General features: G+C 45.1%; 14 protein-coding genes and 1 pseudogene. 8 read left to right on the top strand and 7 right to left on the bottom strand.

The annotated features are described in order from the left end of the window. Positions 1–204: 204 nt before the first annotated feature. Both AC1RR2_RS11065 and AC1RR2_RS11060 read left to right on the top strand, forming a co-directional pair. A complete protein-coding gene (locus AC1RR2_RS11065; protein WP_493222308.1) occupies positions 205–597 on the top strand; it encodes a response regulator in 393 nt (130 codons plus the stop codon). Next, entirely contained in the window at positions 598–2,250 is a 1,653-nt protein-coding gene (locus AC1RR2_RS11060; protein WP_493222307.1) for a diguanylate cyclase, read from the top strand. A gap of 190 nt (positions 2,251–2,440) precedes the next feature. Here AC1RR2_RS11060 and parC read toward each other — a convergent pair whose 3' ends face one another. The 4 genes and pseudogenes from parC to AC1RR2_RS11040 form a co-directional block, all read right to left on the bottom strand. Further along, positions 2,441–4,768 (bottom strand): DNA topoisomerase IV subunit A, encoded by a 2,328-nt coding sequence (gene parC / locus AC1RR2_RS11055; protein ID WP_493222306.1) that lies wholly within the window; start codon positions 4,766–4,768, stop codon positions 2,441–2,443. A 239-nt stretch (positions 4,769–5,007) separates the two neighbouring features. Next, positions 5,008–6,999 (bottom strand): DNA topoisomerase IV subunit B, encoded by a 1,992-nt coding sequence (locus tag AC1RR2_RS11050; RefSeq protein WP_493222305.1) that lies wholly within the window; start codon positions 6,997–6,999, stop codon positions 5,008–5,010. A 317-nt stretch (positions 7,000–7,316) separates the two neighbouring features. Further along, on the bottom strand, positions 7,317–8,486 hold the full coding sequence (locus AC1RR2_RS11045) for a vWA domain-containing protein (RefSeq protein ID WP_493222304.1): 1,170 nt from the start codon (positions 8,484–8,486) through the stop codon (positions 7,317–7,319). Positions 8,487–8,526: 40 nt separating this feature from the next. Continuing rightward, positions 8,527–9,133, bottom strand: a pseudogene (locus tag AC1RR2_RS11040) (GNAT family N-acetyltransferase). 253 nt (positions 9,134–9,386) lie between these two features. Here AC1RR2_RS11040 and rpsT point away from each other — a divergent pair. Then, the gene (gene rpsT, locus AC1RR2_RS11035; RefSeq protein WP_186890178.1) at positions 9,387–9,650 is read left to right on the top strand and encodes a 30S ribosomal protein S20; all 264 of its coding nucleotides are present in this window, start codon (positions 9,387–9,389) and stop codon (positions 9,648–9,650) included. Between the two features lie 172 nt (positions 9,651–9,822). On the opposite strand, the gene AC1RR2_RS11030 is transcribed toward rpsT, so the two are convergent. After that, positions 9,823–10,281, bottom strand: coding sequence for a DUF192 domain-containing protein (locus tag AC1RR2_RS11030; RefSeq protein ID WP_493222303.1), 459 nt, complete (start codon positions 10,279–10,281; stop codon positions 9,823–9,825). A gap of 82 nt (positions 10,282–10,363) precedes the next feature. Next, complete coding sequence (locus AC1RR2_RS11025) at positions 10,364–10,909, bottom strand: pseudouridine synthase (protein ID WP_493222302.1); 546 nt, start codon at positions 10,907–10,909, stop codon at positions 10,364–10,366. A 277-nt stretch (positions 10,910–11,186) separates the two neighbouring features. Between AC1RR2_RS11025 and icd the strand changes: the two genes are divergently transcribed. Further along, positions 11,187–12,440, top strand: coding sequence for an NADP-dependent isocitrate dehydrogenase (gene icd, locus AC1RR2_RS11020; protein WP_186890175.1), 1,254 nt, complete (start codon positions 11,187–11,189; stop codon positions 12,438–12,440). A 600-nt stretch (positions 12,441–13,040) separates the two neighbouring features. Here icd and cspE read toward each other — a convergent pair. After that, the gene (gene cspE, locus AC1RR2_RS11015; protein ID WP_126129050.1) at positions 13,041–13,244 is read right to left on the bottom strand and encodes a transcription antiterminator/RNA stability regulator CspE; all 204 of its coding nucleotides are present in this window, start codon (positions 13,242–13,244) and stop codon (positions 13,041–13,043) included. Between the two features lie 417 nt (positions 13,245–13,661). On the opposite strand from cspE, the gene clpS reads away from it, so the two are divergent. The 4 genes from clpS (at position 13,662) to AC1RR2_RS10995 (ending at position 20,451) form a co-directional block, all read left to right on the top strand. Continuing rightward, positions 13,662–13,970 carry an ATP-dependent Clp protease adapter ClpS gene (clpS, locus tag AC1RR2_RS11010; protein WP_493222301.1) on the top strand — a complete coding sequence of 103 codons (309 nt, stop codon included), beginning with the start codon at positions 13,662–13,664 and terminating at the stop codon, positions 13,968–13,970. After that, positions 13,967–16,267, top strand: coding sequence for an ATP-dependent Clp protease ATP-binding subunit ClpA (gene clpA / locus AC1RR2_RS11005; RefSeq protein WP_493222300.1), 2,301 nt, complete (start codon positions 13,967–13,969; stop codon positions 16,265–16,267). The genes clpS and clpA overlap by 4 nt, the downstream gene beginning before the upstream one ends. A 362-nt stretch (positions 16,268–16,629) precedes the next feature. Then, positions 16,630–17,892: a dicarboxylate/amino acid:cation symporter gene (locus AC1RR2_RS11000; RefSeq protein WP_493222299.1), complete on the top strand. Its 1,263-nt coding sequence runs from the start codon at positions 16,630–16,632 to the stop codon at positions 17,890–17,892. Positions 17,893–18,021: 129 nt separating this feature from the next. Further along, complete coding sequence (locus tag AC1RR2_RS10995; RefSeq protein WP_493222298.1) at positions 18,022–20,451, top strand: S9 family peptidase; 2,430 nt, start codon at positions 18,022–18,024, stop codon at positions 20,449–20,451. The last annotated feature ends 64 nt before the right edge of the window (positions 20,452–20,515 follow it).

Raw genomic sequence — 20,515 nt, 5'->3', positions numbered from 1 at the left:
CTTCGGCTCCACGCCTAGCCAGCGCAATTTTGCGTAAGTCCTACGTATAAAAAATGTTTCTTGTTGGGAAATGTCGACGGCTTGATGAATTTGCTTTGACAACATTCTGGCTAGGGATATTATGCTAGAACAGCGTTTATTCTCAGCCCTCGTCACGCATGCCCTAATGTGCAATTACTTTCTCCGCTTAATCAGAGGATCCAAATGTCAGAAAAAAAATTAGCCAATATTCTGTATGTAGAGGACGACCTGGATATTCAAGCTGTTGCACAAATTGCATTGGAAGTCGTCGGTGGCTTTTCTCTGAAAACTTGTAGCTCAGGAAGTGAAGCGATTGCGGCCATTGAGCAAGGCTACAAACCCGACTTATTATTGCTTGACGTCATGATGCCGAATATGGACGGTCCCACTACTTTGACCGAGTTGCGTAAATTAGCTTTGACTGCGCAAACCCCGGTGATCTTTATGACCGCAAAAGTACAATCGAGTGAACAGGATTATTATTTCACACTAGGCGCTACTGGGGTAATTGCAAAACCTTTTGATCCCATGGCTCTATCTGGACAAGTTCAGGCACTTTGGGAAAAGGTGAACTAATTGGCAAATCGAGATGAAGAACTGAATGAGGCAATTCTCGCCTTAGGGCAGTTATTCCTTGCTAAATTGCCAGCCAAACTCTCAGAAATTGAAAGCGCGAATCAGCGTTTTCAAATTGCACCTGATGACCGCGAAAATTTTGCTTTATTACATCGCGCTTTGCATACGATGGCCGGATCTGCCGGCACTTTTGGATTTCCAGAAATGGGCGAACAGGCCCGTGTTCTAGAAATGCAGCTTAAGGCTTATCTTGCTGGAGAGACGTGGGATGCGACAGCGGTTGAGGCTTTTTGTAAGCAAGTGGAGGTTTATATTGCTTTTGCCATGAGTCAGGGAAATAGCCAGCTTGCCTCTGCATCGACCGTATCCTTATCGTCGACTGGACCAATGGCAGGAAGCGATAAAAAATTAATTTATCTGTTAGTTGCCGCTGTTGAAGAAAATGCTGAAATTATTCAACAGTTGGAGCAGTTTGCGTTTCAAGTTGAACATTTGCCTCGCTTGCAGGATCTAGAGGCAGCTTTGTACGAGAAAATCCCTGCTATTTTGATTATTGATACGGATTTTGAGTCCTCTCACTTGGCAGGAATCCATGAAGTGATGCGTTTATCGGCCGCTGGTTTTACCATTCCACCGACTATTTTTGTTTCTGAAACTAATAGTTTTGACAGTCGTCTGCATGCGGTGCGAGCAGGGGGGCAAGCTTTCTTGCTTAAACCGGTGGATATACTGGTGTTAACTGAGCGTATCGATGAGATACTGGAGCGCGATTGTCCACGTTTGTATCGAGTGATGATTATTGATGACGATATAGAGTTGGCACAGTATTACAGTGAGATATTGAAACGGGTTGGCATGATCACCGAGGTTTTGAATGACCCCGAATTAGTTTTAGAGCGGATGGCAAATTTTCGGCCTGAACTAATTTTGATGGACGTGTATATGCCCAATTGTGATGGCGTGGAATTATCTAAAGTCATACGGCAAGATCCTTCGTATCTCGACATTCCCATTATTTTTTTATCGAGCGAGAATGACATTCAAAAGCAAATCGCAGCGATCAAAGTGGGTGCAGATGATTTTTTAAATAAACCGATTGCACCTGAGTTATTGATCTCTTCCTTGTCTTCGCGTGCGGAACGCTATCGCGCTTTGCGCTCCTTGGTCATGCGTGATGGTTTGACTGGTCTATTCAACCACACTGCAATTAAGGAAGACTTGATCGCAAAGATGTCTAGTGCTAGTCGTAATGTAACGAGCGTTTCGGTGGCGATGTTGGATTTGGATAATTTTAAGAAAGTGAATGACACGTACGGCCATCAAATTGGTGATCAGGTATTGCGTACTTTATCGCATATGCTGCGCCAACGTTTGCGTAAAAGTGACGTGGTCGGCCGTTATGGTGGCGAAGAATTTGTGGTGATTTTCCCTAATACCACTGCTGAAGTAGCAGAATTGGTTTTAGAGAAAATTCGCGTCGCATTCAATAAAATCATGCATGTATCTGAGCAAGGCGAGTTCTCGGTGGGTTTCTCTGCCGGCGTTGCAGACTCAAGACAAACCACGAACCCAGATGATTTATTGCTGATTGCTGACGCGGCTTTGTATCGCGCAAAACATAGTGGAAAAAATCAAATTGTTTTGGGAACTTGATATGTTTTTTGTCGCGGCTTGGAGTAGATCAGTCATTAGTCATTAAGATTTGAAAGTGAAGTAGACTGTTTTAAGAATTTTTTAATTGCTTTGCGTGCGCCGTTTTATACTACTATCACCCTATAGCAAAAAGCCTGCATAGAATAAACTGTGCAGGCTTTTTTTGCGCTAGTACGAACGAATTTATCGTTTAGTTTTTAGTCAGATGGCTAGCTTTGATTTTCGATTCCAAAGCCTTTCCTTTACGTGCGCGTTTGCCGATATGAATAGCGAGGCCGCTGGCACTTAAACTTACTTCTTGCGGTTTGGCAGCTCGACCTATGCCACTGACTTTGACACCTTTTTGACTGATTGCAGTAGCAGCTATCAGTTTTTCTTTAGGCTCTAATTCCATTAAGATTACACCGCGGCCACCGCTAGAAAGATGTTTGATTTCAGCCAGACCGAATACAAGTAAGCGCCCTTTTTCTGAAAGACAAGCTATCGCACTAGCGTCATCAGAAACAGGGCTTGGTGCTAATGGCTCATCACCTTCCTCTAAAGTCATAAAGGCTTTACCCGCCTTCATACGACCAACCATGTCACCGAGTTTGGCGGTGAAGCCATAACCTGCCGTGGAAGCTAATAAAAGGGATGTCTCGGCTTTGCCAGCGAAATAATGCAAGATACGTGAACCGCTCGCTAAGTCGATCAAAGTCGTGACAGGCACGCCATCGCCGCGAGCACCCGGCAGCGCCGAAACAGGCACGGAATATACGCGACCATTCGAGCCAAATACTAAGAGCTGATCAACCGTGCGGCATTCAAACGTGCCATACAAACTATCACCAGCCTTAAACGTGAATTGAGCAGGATCATGTTCATGTCCAGTTCGAGCACGTACCCAGCCTTTTTCCGAGATCACAACGGTAACAGGCTCATCGATGACCTTTTGTTCAATAGACGCACGTTGTGCTTCTTCGATGACAGTGCGACGTGCATCGCCATATTGTTTTGCGTCAGCTTCGATCTCTTTGATGATGCATTTCTTCATGGCTGAAGGATCATCTAAGAGATTTTGCAAACTGGTTTTTTCGTTGCGCAATTCTGCTAATTCTTGCTGAATTTTTATGGCTTCCAAACGTGCCAATTGGCGCAAGCGAATTTCTAAAATATCTTCTGCCTGACGATCCGATAAGCGGAAAGCTTCCATCAATGCGGGATTAGGTTCATCCGATTCGCGGATGATTTTGATGACCTTATCAATGTTTAGCAGTACCGCTTCACGACCTTCTAAAATATGAATACGGTCATTGACTTTTTTCAGCTTGAACTGAGTGCGACGAGTGACGGTTTCAAAGCGGAAAGTGATCCACTCCGTCAAAATATCGGAGAGTGGTTTTTGACGCGGGCGACCATCTCCACCTATCATCACCAGATTCAATGAAGCGGAAGTTTCGAGCGAAGTATGCGCCAACAACATTTGCATGAATTCGGCTTGATCTTGATTCTTGGATTTCGGTTCCAAGACCAAGCGCACAGCCGCATCTTTGCCCGATTCATCACGTACTGCGTCGAGTACCGACAACATGACTTGCTTCAGACTGACTTGTTCTGGCGACAGAGATTTCTTACCCATTTTGATTTTGGGATTGGTAATCTCTTCGATTTCTTCCAGTACTTTTTGTGAAGAGGTGCCTGGTGGTAGTTCGGTAATCACCGCCTGCCATTGACCACGTGCCAGTTCTTCTATTTTCCAACGCGCCCGTACTTTCAGGCTGCCACGACCACTAGCGTAAATATCACTGATTGCCGCTGCTGGCGTAATGATTTGTCCGCCGCCTGGGAAATCTGGGCCAGGGATGAATTCCATTAACTCAGCATGCGTAGTTTTAGGATTGCGAATTAAGGCGACTGCTGCCTTCGCTACTTCGGTCAAATTGTGTGAAGGGATTTCAGTCGCCATGCCGACGGCGATACCCGATGCGCCATTCAATAAAACGAAGGGCAAGCGTCCTGGCAATAATGTCGGTTCTTCATACGAGCCATCATAGTTGGGCTGAAAATCAACTGTGCCCAGATCAATTTCATCGAGCAATAATTTAGAGATAGGTGTTAAGCGCGCTTCGGTATATCGCATAGCCGCCGCACCATCGCCATCACGTGAACCGAAGTTACCTTGTCCATCAATCAGGGGATAGCGCAAAGAAAAATCCTGCGCCATACGTACCATCGCGTCATACACGGATTGATCGCCATGCGGATGCAACTTACCGAGCACATCACCAACCACGGTCGCTGATTTACGCGGCTTGGCGGAGGAATTTAAACCAAGTTCATTCATCGAATACAAGATTCGACGCTGTACAGGTTTTTGCCCATCGCTGACATCGGGCAGCGCGCGACCTTTCACCACAGAAATCGCGTAATCAAGATAAGCACGCTCAGCGAAAGTCGCCAGCGTCAAAGTCTCGCCATCACCGCCATTACTACCGTTATTGTCCGGGGCTTCGTCAAATAAATTTGCTTGTTCGCTCATAATGTTTTGTTTGTATTTTTGATGATTCTTAAAACCTCTCAACACAGAGGCACAGAGGCACAGAGAAAAATCGGAGAGAAACTAGAAAGTATTTTAAAGATCAGTTTATTGGATACTTTTAAGTTTTAGAGTGTGGTAGGGCGTATTTGCCATATTTTCTGACGACTTGCCGTAGTATGTTCTCTTGCTTTTCTCAGTGTCTCTGTGCCTCTGTGTTGAGAGGTTTAGAAGTTTATTTTTTATATGTCCGCTTCTACCTCATTGCCATGTTCTTCCAGCCATGCCTTACGTGCAGACGCTTCGCCTTTGCCCATTAGCATATTGAAACGACCTTCCGAAAATTCTTGATCGAATTCACCCAGAGACACAGGCAGTAAGCGACGCGTATCAGGATTCATTGTCGTTTCCCACAACTGGTTGGCGTTCATCTCACCCAGACCTTTAAAACGGGAAATCGCCCAAGCACCATCTTTGACTCCATCTTTGCGCAGCTTGTCCTCGATCGCCGTCAATTCACCCTGATCGAGTGCATAAATTTTTTGTGCCGGTTTTTTACCACGCGCTGGTGCATCCACACGGAACAGAGGAGGGCGGGCGATGCAGATATGACCGCGTGCAATCAACTGTGGGAAATGTTTGAAGAACAGCGTCAGTAATAGGACTTGAATATGGGAACCGTCGACGTCCGCATCTGAGAGTATGCAAATTTTGCCGTAACGCAGATTCGTTAAATCGATAGTGTCATTGATGCTGTGCGGATCAACGCCGATCGCAACGGCGATGTCATGAATTTCATTATTCGCGAACAGGCGATCACGTTCGGATTCCCAAGAATTTAAGACCTTGCCGCGCAAGGGAAGAATCGCTTGAAATTCTTTGTCACGTCCCATTTTTGCCGAGCCGCCAGCAGAGTCACCTTCGACTAAAAATAATTCATTGCGTGTGATGTCATTCGATTCGCAATCGGTGAGCTTGCCTGGTAATACTGCCACGCCAGAGGATTTTTTCTTCTCGACTTTTTGCAAAGAACGCAGACGTGATTGTGCTTGCTTGATCACCAATTCGGCGAGTTTTTTACCCAGTTCCACATGCGAATTAAGCCACAGTTCCAAAGGTGGTTTGGAGAAACTCGATACCAGACGTACTGCATCACGTGAATTTAAGCGTTCTTTAATCTGTCCTTGGAATTGCGGGTCTAAGACTTTCGCCGACAGCACAAACGAAGCGCGGGCGAACACGTCTTCTGGCAAAAGTTTTACTCCTTTAGGTAACAAGGAATGCATTTCCGCGAAGCTTTTCACGGCGCCGAATAAGCCTTCACGCAAACCGGATTCATGGGTGCCGCCAGCGGGTGTAGGAATCAAATTCACATACGATTCGCGCACTACACCGCCATCTTCAGTCCATGCCACGACCCACGATGCGCCTTCACCTTCTGCGAAACCATCGGTATCGGCATTCGCAAATTGCTCGCCTTCAAACATGGGGATGACTAAGTCGCCATGTGAGGCTTGTGTAAGTGCTTCAGTTAAATAACCACGTAAGCCTTGATCATATTGCCAGGTCTGACTTTCGCCTGTTTTCGCATTGCTGAAGGTGACTTTAACGCCCGGTAGCAAAACTGCTTTGGAGCGTAGTAAACGTTGCATTTCTGGGATAGAAATATTCGGGGAGTCAAAATATTTTCCATCCGGCCAGACTGAAACGCGGGTGCCATTTTTCTTATCACCACGACCTAAAGCCTGTGTGCTCAATGGCTCAATGACATCACCATTTGCGAACACCAGATTATGTAAGCCGCCTTCGCGCCAGACGGTAATCTCTAAACGTTTGGATAGTGCATTGGTGACAGAAACACCGACCCCGTGCAAACCACCGGAGAAGGCATAAGCGCCACCTGAACCTTTGTCAAACTTGCCGCCAGCATGCAGGCGAGTAAAGACAATTTCTACCGTAGGCACGCCTTCTTCTGGATGCAAACCGACAGGAATGCCGCGGCCATCATCTTCGACGCTGATACTGCCATCGGCATTTAAGGTGACTTGGATATTCTTACAATGACCACCCAAAGCTTCATCCGAGGCATTGTCGATGACTTCTTGAATAATGTGCAGAGGGTTTTCGGTGCGGGTGTACATCCCAGGTCTTTGTTTGACCGGCTCCAGTCCTTTGAGGACACGGATGGATGATTCGCTATAGTCGGATGGGGTTGTGGTTTTTTTAGTTGCCATGCGATGAAATGGGTGAGGAATTTATTAATCTATTAATTTATTGACTTGTTTATTTGCTTTCGCCCGTGTCTGAACGGCGCGTTTCTTTTTTTATCCTACACGGAAAACCGAGGATTTGACGAATTATTGTAATGTGAAATACTGGTTTTATGTACAGTTAATTTTTTGTTTGTGTGGAAAAAAGAAAAATATTTGAACTGCATAGACGCAGAAATCACAAAGTTTTTATCGAGAATTCCTCTGCGTTCTTTGCGCCTCTGCGGTTTGCTATTCGGTCTTCTTTGGTACCGTCGGTCACAATGTGAGAGATGTTGCGCTTACTTGCTCAATAAACGCATTCCTTGTTCTAAGCCCGACAAAGTAATAGGAAACATACGATTACTCAGCAATTGCCGCATGATGTCGATCGACTGTCGATATTGCCAAATGCCTTCGGGTTCGGGATTAAGCCATAAATGCTTAGGAAAGTGCGCAGTGAAACGTTGTATCCAGGTTGCGCCAGCTTCTTCGTTGTTGTATTCTACTGAGCCGCCAGCTTGTAAGATTTCATACGGACTCATGGTGGCATCGCCCACAAAAATTAATTTGGTATCAGGCGTGTATTTGCGTAGCACATCCCAAGTTGGGAATTTTTCTGAATGACGTCGGTGGTTATTTTTCCACAGATAATCGTAGACGCAGTTATGAAAATAATAGAACTCCATATTTTTAAACTCAGTTTTTGCCGCTGAAAACAATTCCTCAATCTGAGCGATGTGATCGTCCATCGTACCGCCGACATCTAGCAACATCAGCACTTTGATATTGTTTTTGCGTTCGGGCTGCATTTTGATATCGAGGTAGCCCGCATTGTTCGCGGTAGCTTTGATCGTCGCATCTAGCGCCAACTCTTCTTCTGCACCTTGTCGTGCGAATTTACGCAAGCGGCGCAGAGCGACTTTGATATTGCGAGTGCCGAGCTCACGTTCGGTATCGTAGTCCTTGAAGGCGCGCGCTTCCCAGACTTTGACCGCAGAACGGCGTTCACTTTTGCCACCTATGCGTATGCCTTCAGGATTATCGCCGCCATTGCCAAAAGGCGAGGTACCGCCCGTGCCTATCCAACGATTCCCACCTTCGTGTCGTTCTTTTTGCTCTTCGAGTAATTGCTTGAGTCTGTCCATCAGCTTGTCGTAGCCGAATTTTTTTAATGCAGCTCTTTGCTCATCTGTCAATTCTCGTTGTAGGCGTTTTTTAAGCCAATCGAGTGGAATGTCGGGATGCTTTTCAAAAATTGTATTGATGCCTTTGAAGTAAAGACCAAAAGCGCGGTCAAATTTATCGTAATTCGCTTCATCTTTGACCAAGATAGTGCGCGACAAGAAATAGAATTCGTCGACCGAAGTGCCAACGACGCCTTGCTGCATGGCTTCTAGCAAGGTCAGAAATTCCTTAATTGACACTGGGATTTTGGCGTCTTTGAGCGTGAAGAAAAAGTCGGTTAACACTGTGTAGTTCTCTGGGGTTGGTATTTAGATTGATAGATAATTAGAATAAACCTGTAAATGGCGCGCGCTTGAGTTTGAATTCCAAATTTGCTTTGACACCAGCCCATTCATGTTTGAGTATGCTGTACACCACAGTGTCACGTACCCGGCCATCTGGCAAAATCATATGGCTACGCAATACACCATCGAGTTTGGCGCCTAAGCGTTCTATGGCTTTTTGCGAGCGTTGGTTGAACCAGTCTGTGCGAAATTCTACTGCAATCCAAAACTTCGAATGCATGCGTCAATAATAAAAGCTTACATTCCGTATTGATGGCACTGCGTTGATAAGATTGTGCATACCATGTGTAACCAACTTCCAGACGTTTGTTGGCACTATCAATATTGCAATAGCGTGTTGATCTGACCACTTTATTTTGACTCTGGTCAAATACGGTGAAGGGTAGGGCAAGGCCTTTGTCTCGTTGCTCGATTGCAGTCTTGAACCAAGTCGTCAGATGTTCTGGCGAAGGCACAGAAGTGAAGAATAATTCCCACAGGCGTCCATCGCTGGCGGCGGCTTGCAAGTCGGTCAGATGATCTTGCGAGAGTGGTGCAAGCCTGGCGTGCAGGCCGGTAAGGGTGATACTGCCAATTGACATCGTGATTCCTGTTGTACGCGTGAGTGCTCAAGCGCTTATTGTAATGCGTCGAAAAAGATATTTCCTTGGTAGTAAGCCTCGGTTTTATTATCGATTTTGCAGGTCTACGACGGTCGCTAGCAATAAAAGCGAGAAGCGGCTTGCACATGGTTTTAAAACCAGTTATACTGCAAAGCTGTACAGAATTTTGCGGCGCGGCCATGTGGGTAATTAAATTCACATCTTGAACCCGTCGCGTTGACCACGTTTAGGAAATCTCATGGCAAATACCGCACAAGCACGTAAACGTGCTCGTCAAGCAGTTAAACAAAATGCACACAACTCTAGTCAGCGTTCGACTTTGCGTACAGCGATCAAAGCTGTTCGTAAGGCAATCGAAGCTGGTGATAAAGCTGCTGCTGCAGTGATCTTTCAGAACTCTGTTTCTACGATCGATCGTATTGCTGACAAAAAAATCATTCACAAAAATAAAGCAGCTCGTCATAAGAGCCGTTTAGCTTCTGCTTTGAAAGCATTGGCTTAATTGTTTTTGTTTTGCGCTGGCTTGATTGGCGTAAATGTAGTAAATAAGTTGCCTACCTTGTAGTTACTTTGTATTCAACTTACGACATAAAAAACCGCAATTTCTATTGCGGTTTTTGTCTTTTCTGCTGCGTTAGATTTGTTCTGATGGTCAAAAGTGTGAGCGCTTTTGCTTATTCAGTGTTACCTGTCAGTGGAAGTCCTTCTACTTTTTGTCCGTTTATAATCTGACGCAGACGAAACCAACCTGAATTCATTTCCAATGCATATCGCGCTTTGCTTTTCGCACAAGTGGTTTGTTCACTGTTGGCCTGCATTTCCTCAATATTAATGATTTTGCCTTGCTCATCAATAAACGCAATCGACAATGGAATTAAGGTATTTTTCATCCACATGCAGTAGTGATCTGCTTGTGCGAACTGGAACATCATCCCTTGATTTTCAGCCAGTGATTCGCGGAACATTAAGCCACGCTGACGCTCCTCGGTAGTGCGCGCTAATTCAGCATCGATTAAGTAGGTGCTAATTTGAAATTGCTGACGCTTAAGCGTCGACTCTGCCGCCGTCGTGTCATGAGTGCAGATTATTGAGCAAAATAATATCAATAAGTTGATGTGAGAAATTTTGAGCATGGATAGTATTGGTGTATGGTAAAAATAGCTTGAAGTCTGACTATCCTTGTTGAAAATCGTTCAATTTAAATGTCAATTTGTCCTAGCCAACAATTTCCATTGACTCGCCCGGTAATAATGGATGGCTGGCGAGGCTATACTCGCCGATTCCACTACGAATCAAGCGCAAGGTCGGTAAGCCAACGGCGGCTGTCATGCGTCGAACTTGCCGATTTTTCCCTTCAGACAAAATGATGCAAAGCCAGCTAGTGGGTATATTCGCGCGCTCACGTATAGGTGGATTGCGTGGCCAGATCCATTCGGGCTCAGCAATCCTGACTGCTTTGCAGGGTAGTGTGGTGAAATCACCCAAATTGAGCGGCTGTGTTAAGCAAGTTAGTTGTTCAGGTGTGGCATCGCCTTCCACTTGCACCAAATAAGTTTTAGCCTCCTTCCAGTTCGGGTGGCTGATTTTGTGCTGTAACTTTCCATCGTCCGTTAGTAAAACCAAGCCCTCGCTATCGGCATCAAGTCGACCTGCCGGATAAATATTTGGCGTTTTGATGTAATTGGCCAAAGTCTCACGAGTGGGGTGTGATGAAAATTGACACATCACATCGAAGGGCTTGTTAAATAAGATAAGTTTCATTGATTTAATCGGTAAAACGGTAAAAATGCATGCTAAAAGCGCGCGAAAAGTCGAATCGCAAGTGTCGCAAAATTATGGCATCAAGTAAAATAGTAGTGCATAATACGAAATGGTGGTCTTCTGTCTTATATAAGAGTTTGCGTGTTCGATGTTGTAGTGAAGTTGTTATCGCGCGAATTTTGTATCTGGCATCGAGACATGTTAACAGTAAAGCGCGATTCTATAATTTACAGAATGCTAGTGTAGCGCTTGATCGCACGTATCCACGGAGAAAACGATGTATCAACATATTAAAGTGCCTGCAGAAGGTCAAAAAATTACCGTCAATGCAGACTTCTCATTGAATGTTCCTGAAAATCCAATTATCCCTTACATCGAAGGTGACGGTACTGGTGTTGATATCAGCCCAGTCATGATCAAGGTTGTTGATGCAGCGGTAGCTAAAGCTTACGGCGGCAAGCGCAAAATCAGCTGGATGGAAATTTACGCGGGTGAGAAATCCACGAAAGTGTATGGCCCAGACGTCTGGTTGCCAGAAGAAACTTTAGGTGCATTGAAGGATTACGTCGTTTCTATCAAAGGTCCTTTGACGACACCTGTTGGAGGCGGCATCCGTTCTTTGAACGTGGCTTTGCGTCAAGAGCTGGATCTGTATGTTTGCTTGCGTCCAGTGCGTTATTTCAAAGGCGTGCCTTCACCAGTGCGTGAGCCAGAAAAAACTGACATGGTCATCTTCCGTGAAAACTCAGAAGACATCTATGCAGGTATCGAATTTGCACAAGGCTCTGAACAAGTTAAAAAACTGATCAAGTTCTTGCAAGATGAAATGGGTGTGAAGAAAATCCGTTTCCCAGAAACTTCCGGTATCGGTGTTAAACCAGTTTCTATCGAAGGTACAGAGCGTTTGGTACGTAAAGCGATTCAATACGCGATCGACAATGACAAGCCATCTGTGACTATCGTTCACAAAGGTAACATCATGAAGTACACCGAAGGTGGCTTCCGTGACTGGGCTTACGCATTAGCACAAAAAGAATTCGGCGCAGAATTGATCGATGGCGGTCCATGGTGCAAATTCAAGAATCCAAAAACAGGTAAGGACATTATCGTTAAGGATTCCATCGCCGACGCATTCTTGCAGCAAATCTTGTTGCGTCCAGCAGAATACAGCGTTATTGCGACATTGAACTTGAACGGCGATTACATCTCGGACGCGTTGGCTGCACAAGTTGGCGGTATTGGTATCGCTCCAGGTGCGAACTTGTCTAACTCTATCGCGATGTTCGAAGCAACTCACGGTACAGCACCGAAGTATGCTGGTAAAGATTATGTGAACCCAGGTTCATTGATTCTGTCCGCAGAAATGATGTTGCGCCACATGGGCTGGTTGGAAGCGGCTGATTTGTTGATCTCTGCAACTGAACGTGCGATTACTGCGAAGAAAGTCACTTATGACTTCGCCCGCTTGATGGAAGGCGCTACGCAAGTGTCTTGTTCGGGCTTTGGTGATGTAATGATCGAGAACATGTAAGCAATCCAATTCTGGGGCGCAGCTCGTTGTTGTAAATCCTCGCCATACTTGGGTATGGCTGTGGTTTACGCCTAGATCTGCATCCCCATAATTGAATTTGCAATTAAGCGTCGTTAAATCCAATTCTAGGGCGCATATCGGCGTTGCAAATGCGCGCAATACACATGTATTGCTGTGCTTTGCGCCTTGATCTGCATCCCTATAATTGAATTTTCCGAAGCTTAAAAGTGCTGTTGAGTTTTGACTTAAAAAGCCGACTTTTGTCTGCTTTTTTGCGTCTATTAATGCGAAAGATAGAGTTTCTATGTCTAGGATTTGCATTGTTCACTCCTTCCCCTTCAAGGGGAAATTGACGGGGTTTCGCAAAGCATGCTTTGCGCCGGTAATTTCTAAGTCGCTTGCAAGCGACGCGGTGGAAGCTTGGGATGGGGATGGGTTCAAGGCGAGTTCAACGAGATAACCTTTCGGTTGTTCGGTGAAGCGAATTTCCAGTATTTCTTATTTGAATCAGATGAAATACTTTTTTGTGGCGAACACATTCCAAACACTCACAAAAAAACCCGCCGCAGCGGGTTTTTTTAAAACATTACAAAAACCGGATTAAGGATTTTGGATGTTAGAAGCTTGCTTGCCTTTTGGACCCTGTGTTACCTCGAACTGTACTTTTTGACCTTCTTTCAAAGTCTTGAAGCCGTTCATTTGGATCGCGGAGAAGTGGGCGAACAAATCCTCACCGCCATCATCAGGAGTGATAAAACCAAAGCCCTTGGAGTCATTGAACCATTTTACGGTACCTGTTGCCATAATACATCTTTCAAATATAAACTAATCACACGAGCCGAAAAAGCAAGAAAACTCTATAAAGCTACCTTTCTTAACCTGCCCACTTCATATTGATAATAAGAATCTAAGTTTCATATCAATAAATATCATTCTTGGCGGAAAAAAAAGTAAAGTCAAGAAAATTAGCTTGTCCTTGTAGCATTGTTGTTTTTTTACGTGAAAAAGGCTCGCTCTTGATCTATAGGAAATGATCTCCATCTAGGGATGCAAGTTGAAAAGTCTTATAGCAACTAAATGCAAAAAATGGTCAACGACCAATATGAGTTTACTTTGCCTTATGTTTCTGCAGGAATTACGTAAGCGCCTTACAATGAACAGAAGCACTTTTATTTGTCTAATTTTTGACTTCGACCACGATCAACGTACTAGAATAGACGTATGGGAATAAAGCATGAAAATAGTACGATACTCGAAAAACAGGCGCAGAAATTAAAACCGCCTTCGATGTATCAAGTGGTACTTCTGAATGATGACTACACGCCTATGGAATTTGTTGTTGCGGTCATTCAAGAATACTTTAGTAAAGATAGAGAAACCGCCATGCAAATCATGTTGAAAGTACACGTCGAAGGGCGTGGAGTTTGCGGTGTATATACGAAAGATGTCGCATTGACAAAGGTTGAGCTGGTTTTAACACACGCTAAGCACGCGGGCCATCCGCTGCAATGTGTGATGGAGGAAGTATGATTGCGCAAGAATTAGAAGTCAGTTTGCATATGGCCTTTGTGGAGGCGAGGCAAGCTCGTTACGAGTTCATCACGGTCGAGCATTTGCTCTTGGCTTTGTTGGATAATCCGTCCGCAGCCGAAGTGATGCGCGCTTGTGCCGTGAATATTGAAGACTTGCGTAAGACTTTGTCTAATTTTATTTCCGACAATACACCTACGGTTCAAGGCACTGGCGAAGTTGATACGCAACCGACTTTGGGTTTTCAACGCGTAATTCAACGCGCCATTATGCATGTGCAATCAGCATCGAATGGTAAGAAGGAAGTCACCGGCGCAAATGTGCTGGTCGCGATTTTCGGAGAAAAAGATTCCCATGCCGTGTACTACCTACATCAACAAGGCGTGACCCGTCTCGATGTGGTGAATTTTATTTCGCATGGCGTGCGTAAAGATAATCATAATGAGCCACAAAAATCACCAGAAGGTGCAGAAGATGCACAGGGTGATGGTCAAGCAAAAGAAAATCCTCTAGAACAATTCACCCAAAATCTGAACAAAGCGGCCGCTGAAGGTAAGATCGATCCTTTGATTGGACGTGACAGCGAAGTGGAGCGCGTGATTCAAATCTTGTGCCGTCGCCGTAAGAACAATCCTTTGCTGGTGGGGGAAGCTGGCGTCGGTAAGACGGCAATTGCCGAAGGTTTGGCATGGCGCATTACGCAAAACGATGTGCCGGATATTTTGAGTCAAGCGGTCGTGTATTCACTCGACATGGGTTCCTTGTTAGCTGGTACAAAATACCGTGGTGACTTTGAGTTGCGCTTGAAAGGTGTTTTGAAACAGTTAAAAGACGCTCCTGACGCGATTTTGTTTATTGACGAGATTCACACGATCATTGGTGCTGGTTCAGCGTCAGGCGGCACGATGGATGCATCGAATTTGTTGAAGCCTGCTTTGTCGAATGGGCAGTTGAAGTGCATAGGTGCGACAACCTATACAGAATATCGCGGCGTGTTTGAAAAAGATCATGCACTCGCGCGTCGATTCCAAAAAGTCGACGTGAATGAGCCTACGATAGAACAAACCGTGCAGATTTTGCGTGGTTTGAAATCGAAGTTCGAAGAACATCACAACGTGAAATATTCTGCTGCAGCTTTAACGACGGCAGCGGAATTGTCAGCCCGGTTTTTGAACGACAGACATTTGCCAGATAAGGCGATTGATGTGATCGACGAAGCTGGTGCTGCCCAAAGAATTTTGCCGAAATCTAAACAGAAGAAAACCATCGGTAAGGCCGATATTGAAGACATTATTTCTAAGATCGCCCGCATTCCACCGCAAACCGTAAATCAAGATGATCGCAGTAAATTGCAAACCATTGATCGTGATTTGAAAAATGTGGTGTTCGGCCAAGATCCTGCAATTGAAGCGTTGGCGGCGGCAATTAAGATGTCACGTGCAGGTTTGGGCAAGACAGATAAACCTATCGGTTCTTTCTTATTTTCAGGTCCAACTGGCGTAGGTAAAACTGAGGTGGCGAAACAGCTTGCCTTTACTTTAGGCATAGAACTGATACGGTTCGATATGTCCGAGTACATGGAACGTCACGCGGTCAGTCGTTTGATTGGCGCGCCACCGGGTTATGTAGGCTTTGATCAAGGTGGTTTGTTGACTGAGGCGATTACTAAAAAACCGCATGCTGTTTTGCTGCTGGATGAAATTGAAAAAGCCCATCCTGACGTATTTAATATCTTGTTGCAAGTCATGGATCATGGCACGCTCACCGATAACAATGGACGCAAAGCGGATTTCCGTAATGTGATCATTATTATGACGACCAATGCGGGAGCCGAGAGTTTGCAGAAAGCATCGATTGGCTTTAGTAATAGCAAGCAAGCTGGTGATGAAATGGCGGATATTAAGCGTATGTTCACGCCTGAATTCCGCAATCGTTTGGATTCGATTATCAGCTTCCGTTCTTTGGACGAAGAAATTATTTTGCGCGTCGTGGATAAATTCTTGATGCAGTTGGAAGAGCAATTGCATGAGAAAAAAGTGGAAGCGACTTTCAGCGAACATTTACGTAAGTTCCTGGCGAAGAAGGGTTTTGATCCATTGATGGGGGCTCGTCCTATGGCGCGTTTGATTCAAGATATGATACGCAAAGCCTTGGCGGACGAATTATTGTTTGGTCGTTTGGTGAGTGGCGGACGTGTCGGCGTTGATCTTGATGAGAAAGATCAGATCAAGCTGGAATTTTCAGAAGGTGATGCACCACCGCCAGTCGCTTCTCAAGAAGTGGTGGAAGTGGAATAAATTCTTTTTTGCTGCGAACTTGAAAAACCCAGATTTTGATCTGGGTTTTTTTTCGTATGATGAATTCAAGGAATTGTCGCTGATGGTGATAGGATTCAACAGAGTATTTAGCGTTTTTGTATTAAAAATGAAAATTTTCTTACGCGCTATTTGAATAAAAAGTGGTCGCTAACATCTTCCTCCAGTATACTGAGCCACCATTTTTCTTAGCTTGTTTCAAGGGCTGATTGCCTGTTTGGGCTGACGACAGTTACCTAGTTTAAGATTTTGGATTTATTTTTGTATTTATTTTGTGTTGAGAAAAAGTAGCGCGAACAGCTTATTAGATGAAGTCGGAAATTATTAAAAGGGATGTGTAAAACATGAAAAAACGCCTCAATCTTACTAGTTACATCATTCTCGGATTGATACTCGGGATCGTGGTTGGCTATTTTGTTAACGCAAATACAGCAAAACCTGGAGACTTTGCGGATGCAATGTCGCTGATTACCACGATGTTTTTGCGCTTGATCAAAATGATTATTGCGCCTTTGGTGTTTTCTACTTTGGTGGTTGGTATCGCCAAAATGGGCGATGTGAATGAGGTAGGACGAGTTGGTGGCAAGGCCTTGGCATGGTTCATTATTGCCTCATTAATTTCCCTGACTTTGGGTTTGATCATGGTCAACTTTTTCCGTCCTGGCGACGCGATGCACGCCATGTTGCCCGCGGCTGATGCGGTGTCGGGAATTACCACGACTAATTTGAGCATGAAGGAATTTATTACACATTTGGTGCCTTCGTCGATTGTTGACGGTATGGCGAAAAATGAAATTTTGCAGATTGTCGTTTTCTCTATCTTCTTCGGTACAGCGGCAGCGGCGGTCGGTGATCGCAGTAAAGTCTTGATTGAAGCGGTGGATGGCGTGGCGCACATCATGTTGAAATTGACTGGTTACGTCATGAATTTTGCACCTATCGCGGTGTTCGCGGCGGTTTCCGGTGTGGTCGCTAAGAGCGGACTAGCGGTGCTTGGAACCTACGGCGTCTTTATGGCTGAGTTTTATTTCTCCATTTTGATTTTGTGGTTGGTATTGATTTTTATTGGCTACCTGTTTTTGAAAGGGCGCGTTGTCGGTCTCTTGCGTGAATTGCGTTTGCCAACGATTTTAGCTTTCTCCACCGCTTCGTCTGAAGCCGCATTTCCAAAAACGCTGGAAGGTCTGGAGCGCTTTGGTGTGAAAAACCGTATCGCCTCTTTCGTGCTGCCTTTGGGTTATTCTTTTAACCTCGATGGTTCTATGATGTATTGCACTTTCGCCACGGTGTTTATCGCTCAGGCTTATGGCATAGAATTGTCGCTCGGTACGCAAATCACGATGATGCTGATTTTGATGCTGACCTCCAAAGGTATGGCGGGTGTGCCACGTGCTTCTCTGGTCGTGATTGCCGCGACTTTGGCGCAATTTAATATCCCTGAGGCCGGTCTCTTGATGTTGTTAGGGGTTGATCACTTCCTAGATATGGCGCGTTCTGCGACCAATGTGATTGGTAATGGTTTGGCAACGGCGGTAGTGGCGAAATGGGAAGGCGAGTTGGGCGATCATGTAGAAGGTGATTTGGCAAATCAGAAATTGCCTGAATAAGTTTGATTAAGATTGATTAGGGCCAATTTAAAAGGAATCTTTTTGTTTCCGGTCTGTCCAAGAAACGCTGAACTCTGCAAAGATTCAGCGTTTTTTTATTGACCATCTTACCCGACGAGGGAAACAACAATGAGAATGAAAAAGAATGGTGCGCTGCTTTTGATCGCAGCAAGCGTCTTGACGACGAGTTTTATGCCTGTTGCTGCGGCGCAGGACAGTAATAAGCTGGCCACAAAGTCCACTGAAAAACTCAGCATGGAACAGATTATGGCAAATACCGATTGGATGGGAATTGCGCCTGAACGTCCGTATTTTAGCCAAGATGGCAAGAGTATTTATTTTTCTCGCAAGGCTGTTGGTTCTGAAATCCGTGATTTATATAAAGTCAATGCAAATGGCGGTGCCGCGCAAAAATTAAGTGCTGCCGAGGTCGTCGTTGCTGAGTCAGAACAAAAGTTCACTAGCCCTGATCGTGCGCAAACAGTGTGGTTACGGAATGGGAATTTATTCTTATTAAAAGAGGGTAAGCGCCAACAACTCACTCGCACTGGTGAGATGAATGGTGTTTTAGGGTTTGTCGGAAATGATCAAATCGCGCTGCGCAATGATGGCAGAGTGATTTTGTTTAATTTGCGGAATGGCGAGCAAAGCATGTTGGTGAATATCAAAAATGATGATGATCCGATAGCCAAAAAAGAAACGCCCGACTATTTGACTGCACAGCAAACACGCTTGTTCGACATTATCAAAAAACGTGACGCGGATAAAAAAGAAGCGGAAGCACGTCAGCGTGAATTGGCTAGTCAGGCTGCTAGCGCACCTATGCCGATTTATTTAGGTAAGGGTCGTGAATTCCGTAGTTTCAGCCTTTCACCGGATGGGAAATTTGTCTTAGTCAGCACCGCTGCGCCACGTAAAGATGGGCGTAACGACAAAATGCCACATTATGTGAGCAGCGACGGCTATGTGAAAATTGAAGATGTTCGTAGCAAAGTCGGAACGGGTGCCGACAATGATGAACAAATTTTTGTGGTTGATGTCAGCGCCAATAAAGCCCATAAACTCAGCTTGGATCAGTTGGCGGGTATCAACGATGATCCACTCTTGGCACTCAAAACCGATGCAGCAAAACGCATAGGAAAGCCGGCACCCAAAGCCTCTGCGCCACGTGCTGTGTATATTAATTTCCGTGGCATACGTTGGAGCACTTCAAGCCAGCAACTCGCCTTTAGTTTATTCAGTGCCGATAACAAAGATCGATGGATCTTGAAAATGGATTTGAGTTCCAATGATAGGACAAAATGGGAGCTGGCTCATAGACTGACCGATCAGGCCTGGGTTAACGATGGTAGCTTTAATGAGTTTGGCTGGAGTCCTGACGGCAAAGCATTGTGGTATTTATCGGAAGAATCTGGCTTTAGCCAGCTGTACATACAACGTGATGGTAAAAATGTAGCGCTGACGAATGGTCGCTTTGAAGTCAATAGCGTGCAAGCTACGCACGATGGAAAATGGTTCTACTATCGTGCCAACAAAAAGCATCCCGGCATTCATGAGGTGTATCGTGTTTCTGTTGATGGCAAACGCGATGAGGCATTAACGGATATGAATGGCGGCATCGATTTTGAATTGGCGCCGACCGAAGATAAACTTTTGTTGACCCATTCTACGACTATCCGTCAGCCTGATTTATTTGTGCAGGCGACGGCGCCAGGTGCCAAGGCAATTCGTTTGACAGATTCAACATCAAAAGAGTTTGCACAGATCGATTGGATCAAGCCCGAAATTATTGCTGTGCCATCCAAGCACGGTGCAGCGCCGATTTATTCACGTGTATACCGCGACAATAAGGCGGCAAACGGCGAGCGTAAACCTGCCGTAATGTTTGTTCACGGCGCTGGCTATTTGCAAGCAGCGCATCACGGTTGGTCGACTTACTTCCGCGAAATGATGTTCCATAATCTCTTGGTGCAACAAGGCTATGTCGTAATTGATATGGACTATCGCGCCTCAGCTGGTTATGGTCGTGACTGGCGCAATGCGATCTACCAACGCATGGGTACGCCTGAATTGGAAGACTATGAAGATGGTCTCGATTGGCTCGTCGATAATGCAAACGTCGATAGAAATCGTGTTGGTATTTATGGTGGCTCTTACGGTGGTTTTATGACCTTCATGGCACTGTTTAAAACCGATAAGTTCGCCGCTGGTGCGGCTTTGCGTCCGGTCGCAGATTGGGCTCATTACAATCATGGTTACACCTCGAATATTTTGAATACCCCGGATGTTGATCCCGATGCCTATGCACGCAGCTCCCCGATAGAATTCGCAGCTGGATTAAAACGTCCGCTGTTAATTTGCACCGGTATTTTGGATGACAATGTTTTCTTCCAAGATAGCGTGCGCATGGTACAAAAACTGATTGAATTGAAGAACCCTAATTTTGATTTGGCAGTCTATCCGATTGAACCGCATGGTTTTCGCGAAGCAGATAGCTGGTTAGATGAATATCGCCGGATTTACAAATTGATGGAACGTGATGTAAAAGGACGTAAGTAAACTGTGGTTCACATGAAAAAGGCAGAGATTTTTTCTCTGCCTTTTTTGTGACAATTAACTGAGA

The sequence above is a fragment of the Undibacterium sp. GW821-FHT11H02 genome (genome assembly GCF_058808015.1).
This window is presented reverse-complemented; position numbering and strand designations above follow the sequence as displayed.

Bases quoted from the DNA above. Each gene is read 5' to 3' on its own strand.
- AC1RR2_RS11065 (WP_493222308.1), top strand. From the start codon at position 205: ATGTCAGAAAAAAAATTAGCCAATATTCTGTATGTAGAGGACGACCTG.
- parC (WP_493222306.1), bottom strand. From the start codon at position 4,768: ATGAGCGAACAAGCAAATTTATTTGACGAAGCCCCGGACAATAACGGT.
- AC1RR2_RS11050 (WP_493222305.1), bottom strand. From the start codon at position 6,999: ATGGCAACTAAAAAAACCACAACCCCATCCGACTATAGCGAATCATCC.
- rpsT (WP_186890178.1), top strand. From the start codon at position 9,387: ATGGCAAATACCGCACAAGCACGTAAACGTGCTCGTCAAGCAGTTAAA.
- AC1RR2_RS11030 (WP_493222303.1), bottom strand. From the start codon at position 10,281: ATGCTCAAAATTTCTCACATCAACTTATTGATATTATTTTGCTCAATA.
- AC1RR2_RS11025 (WP_493222302.1), bottom strand. From the start codon at position 10,909: ATGAAACTTATCTTATTTAACAAGCCCTTCGATGTGATGTGTCAATTT.
- icd (WP_186890175.1), top strand. From the start codon at position 11,187: ATGTATCAACATATTAAAGTGCCTGCAGAAGGTCAAAAAATTACCGTC.
- cspE (WP_126129050.1), bottom strand. From the start codon at position 13,244: ATGGCAACAGGTACCGTAAAATGGTTCAATGACTCCAAGGGCTTTGGT.
- clpS (WP_493222301.1), top strand. From the start codon at position 13,662: ATGGGAATAAAGCATGAAAATAGTACGATACTCGAAAAACAGGCGCAG.
- clpA (WP_493222300.1), top strand. From the start codon at position 13,967: ATGATTGCGCAAGAATTAGAAGTCAGTTTGCATATGGCCTTTGTGGAG.
- AC1RR2_RS11000 (WP_493222299.1), top strand. From the start codon at position 16,630: ATGAAAAAACGCCTCAATCTTACTAGTTACATCATTCTCGGATTGATA.
- AC1RR2_RS10995 (WP_493222298.1), top strand. From the start codon at position 18,022: ATGAGAATGAAAAAGAATGGTGCGCTGCTTTTGATCGCAGCAAGCGTC.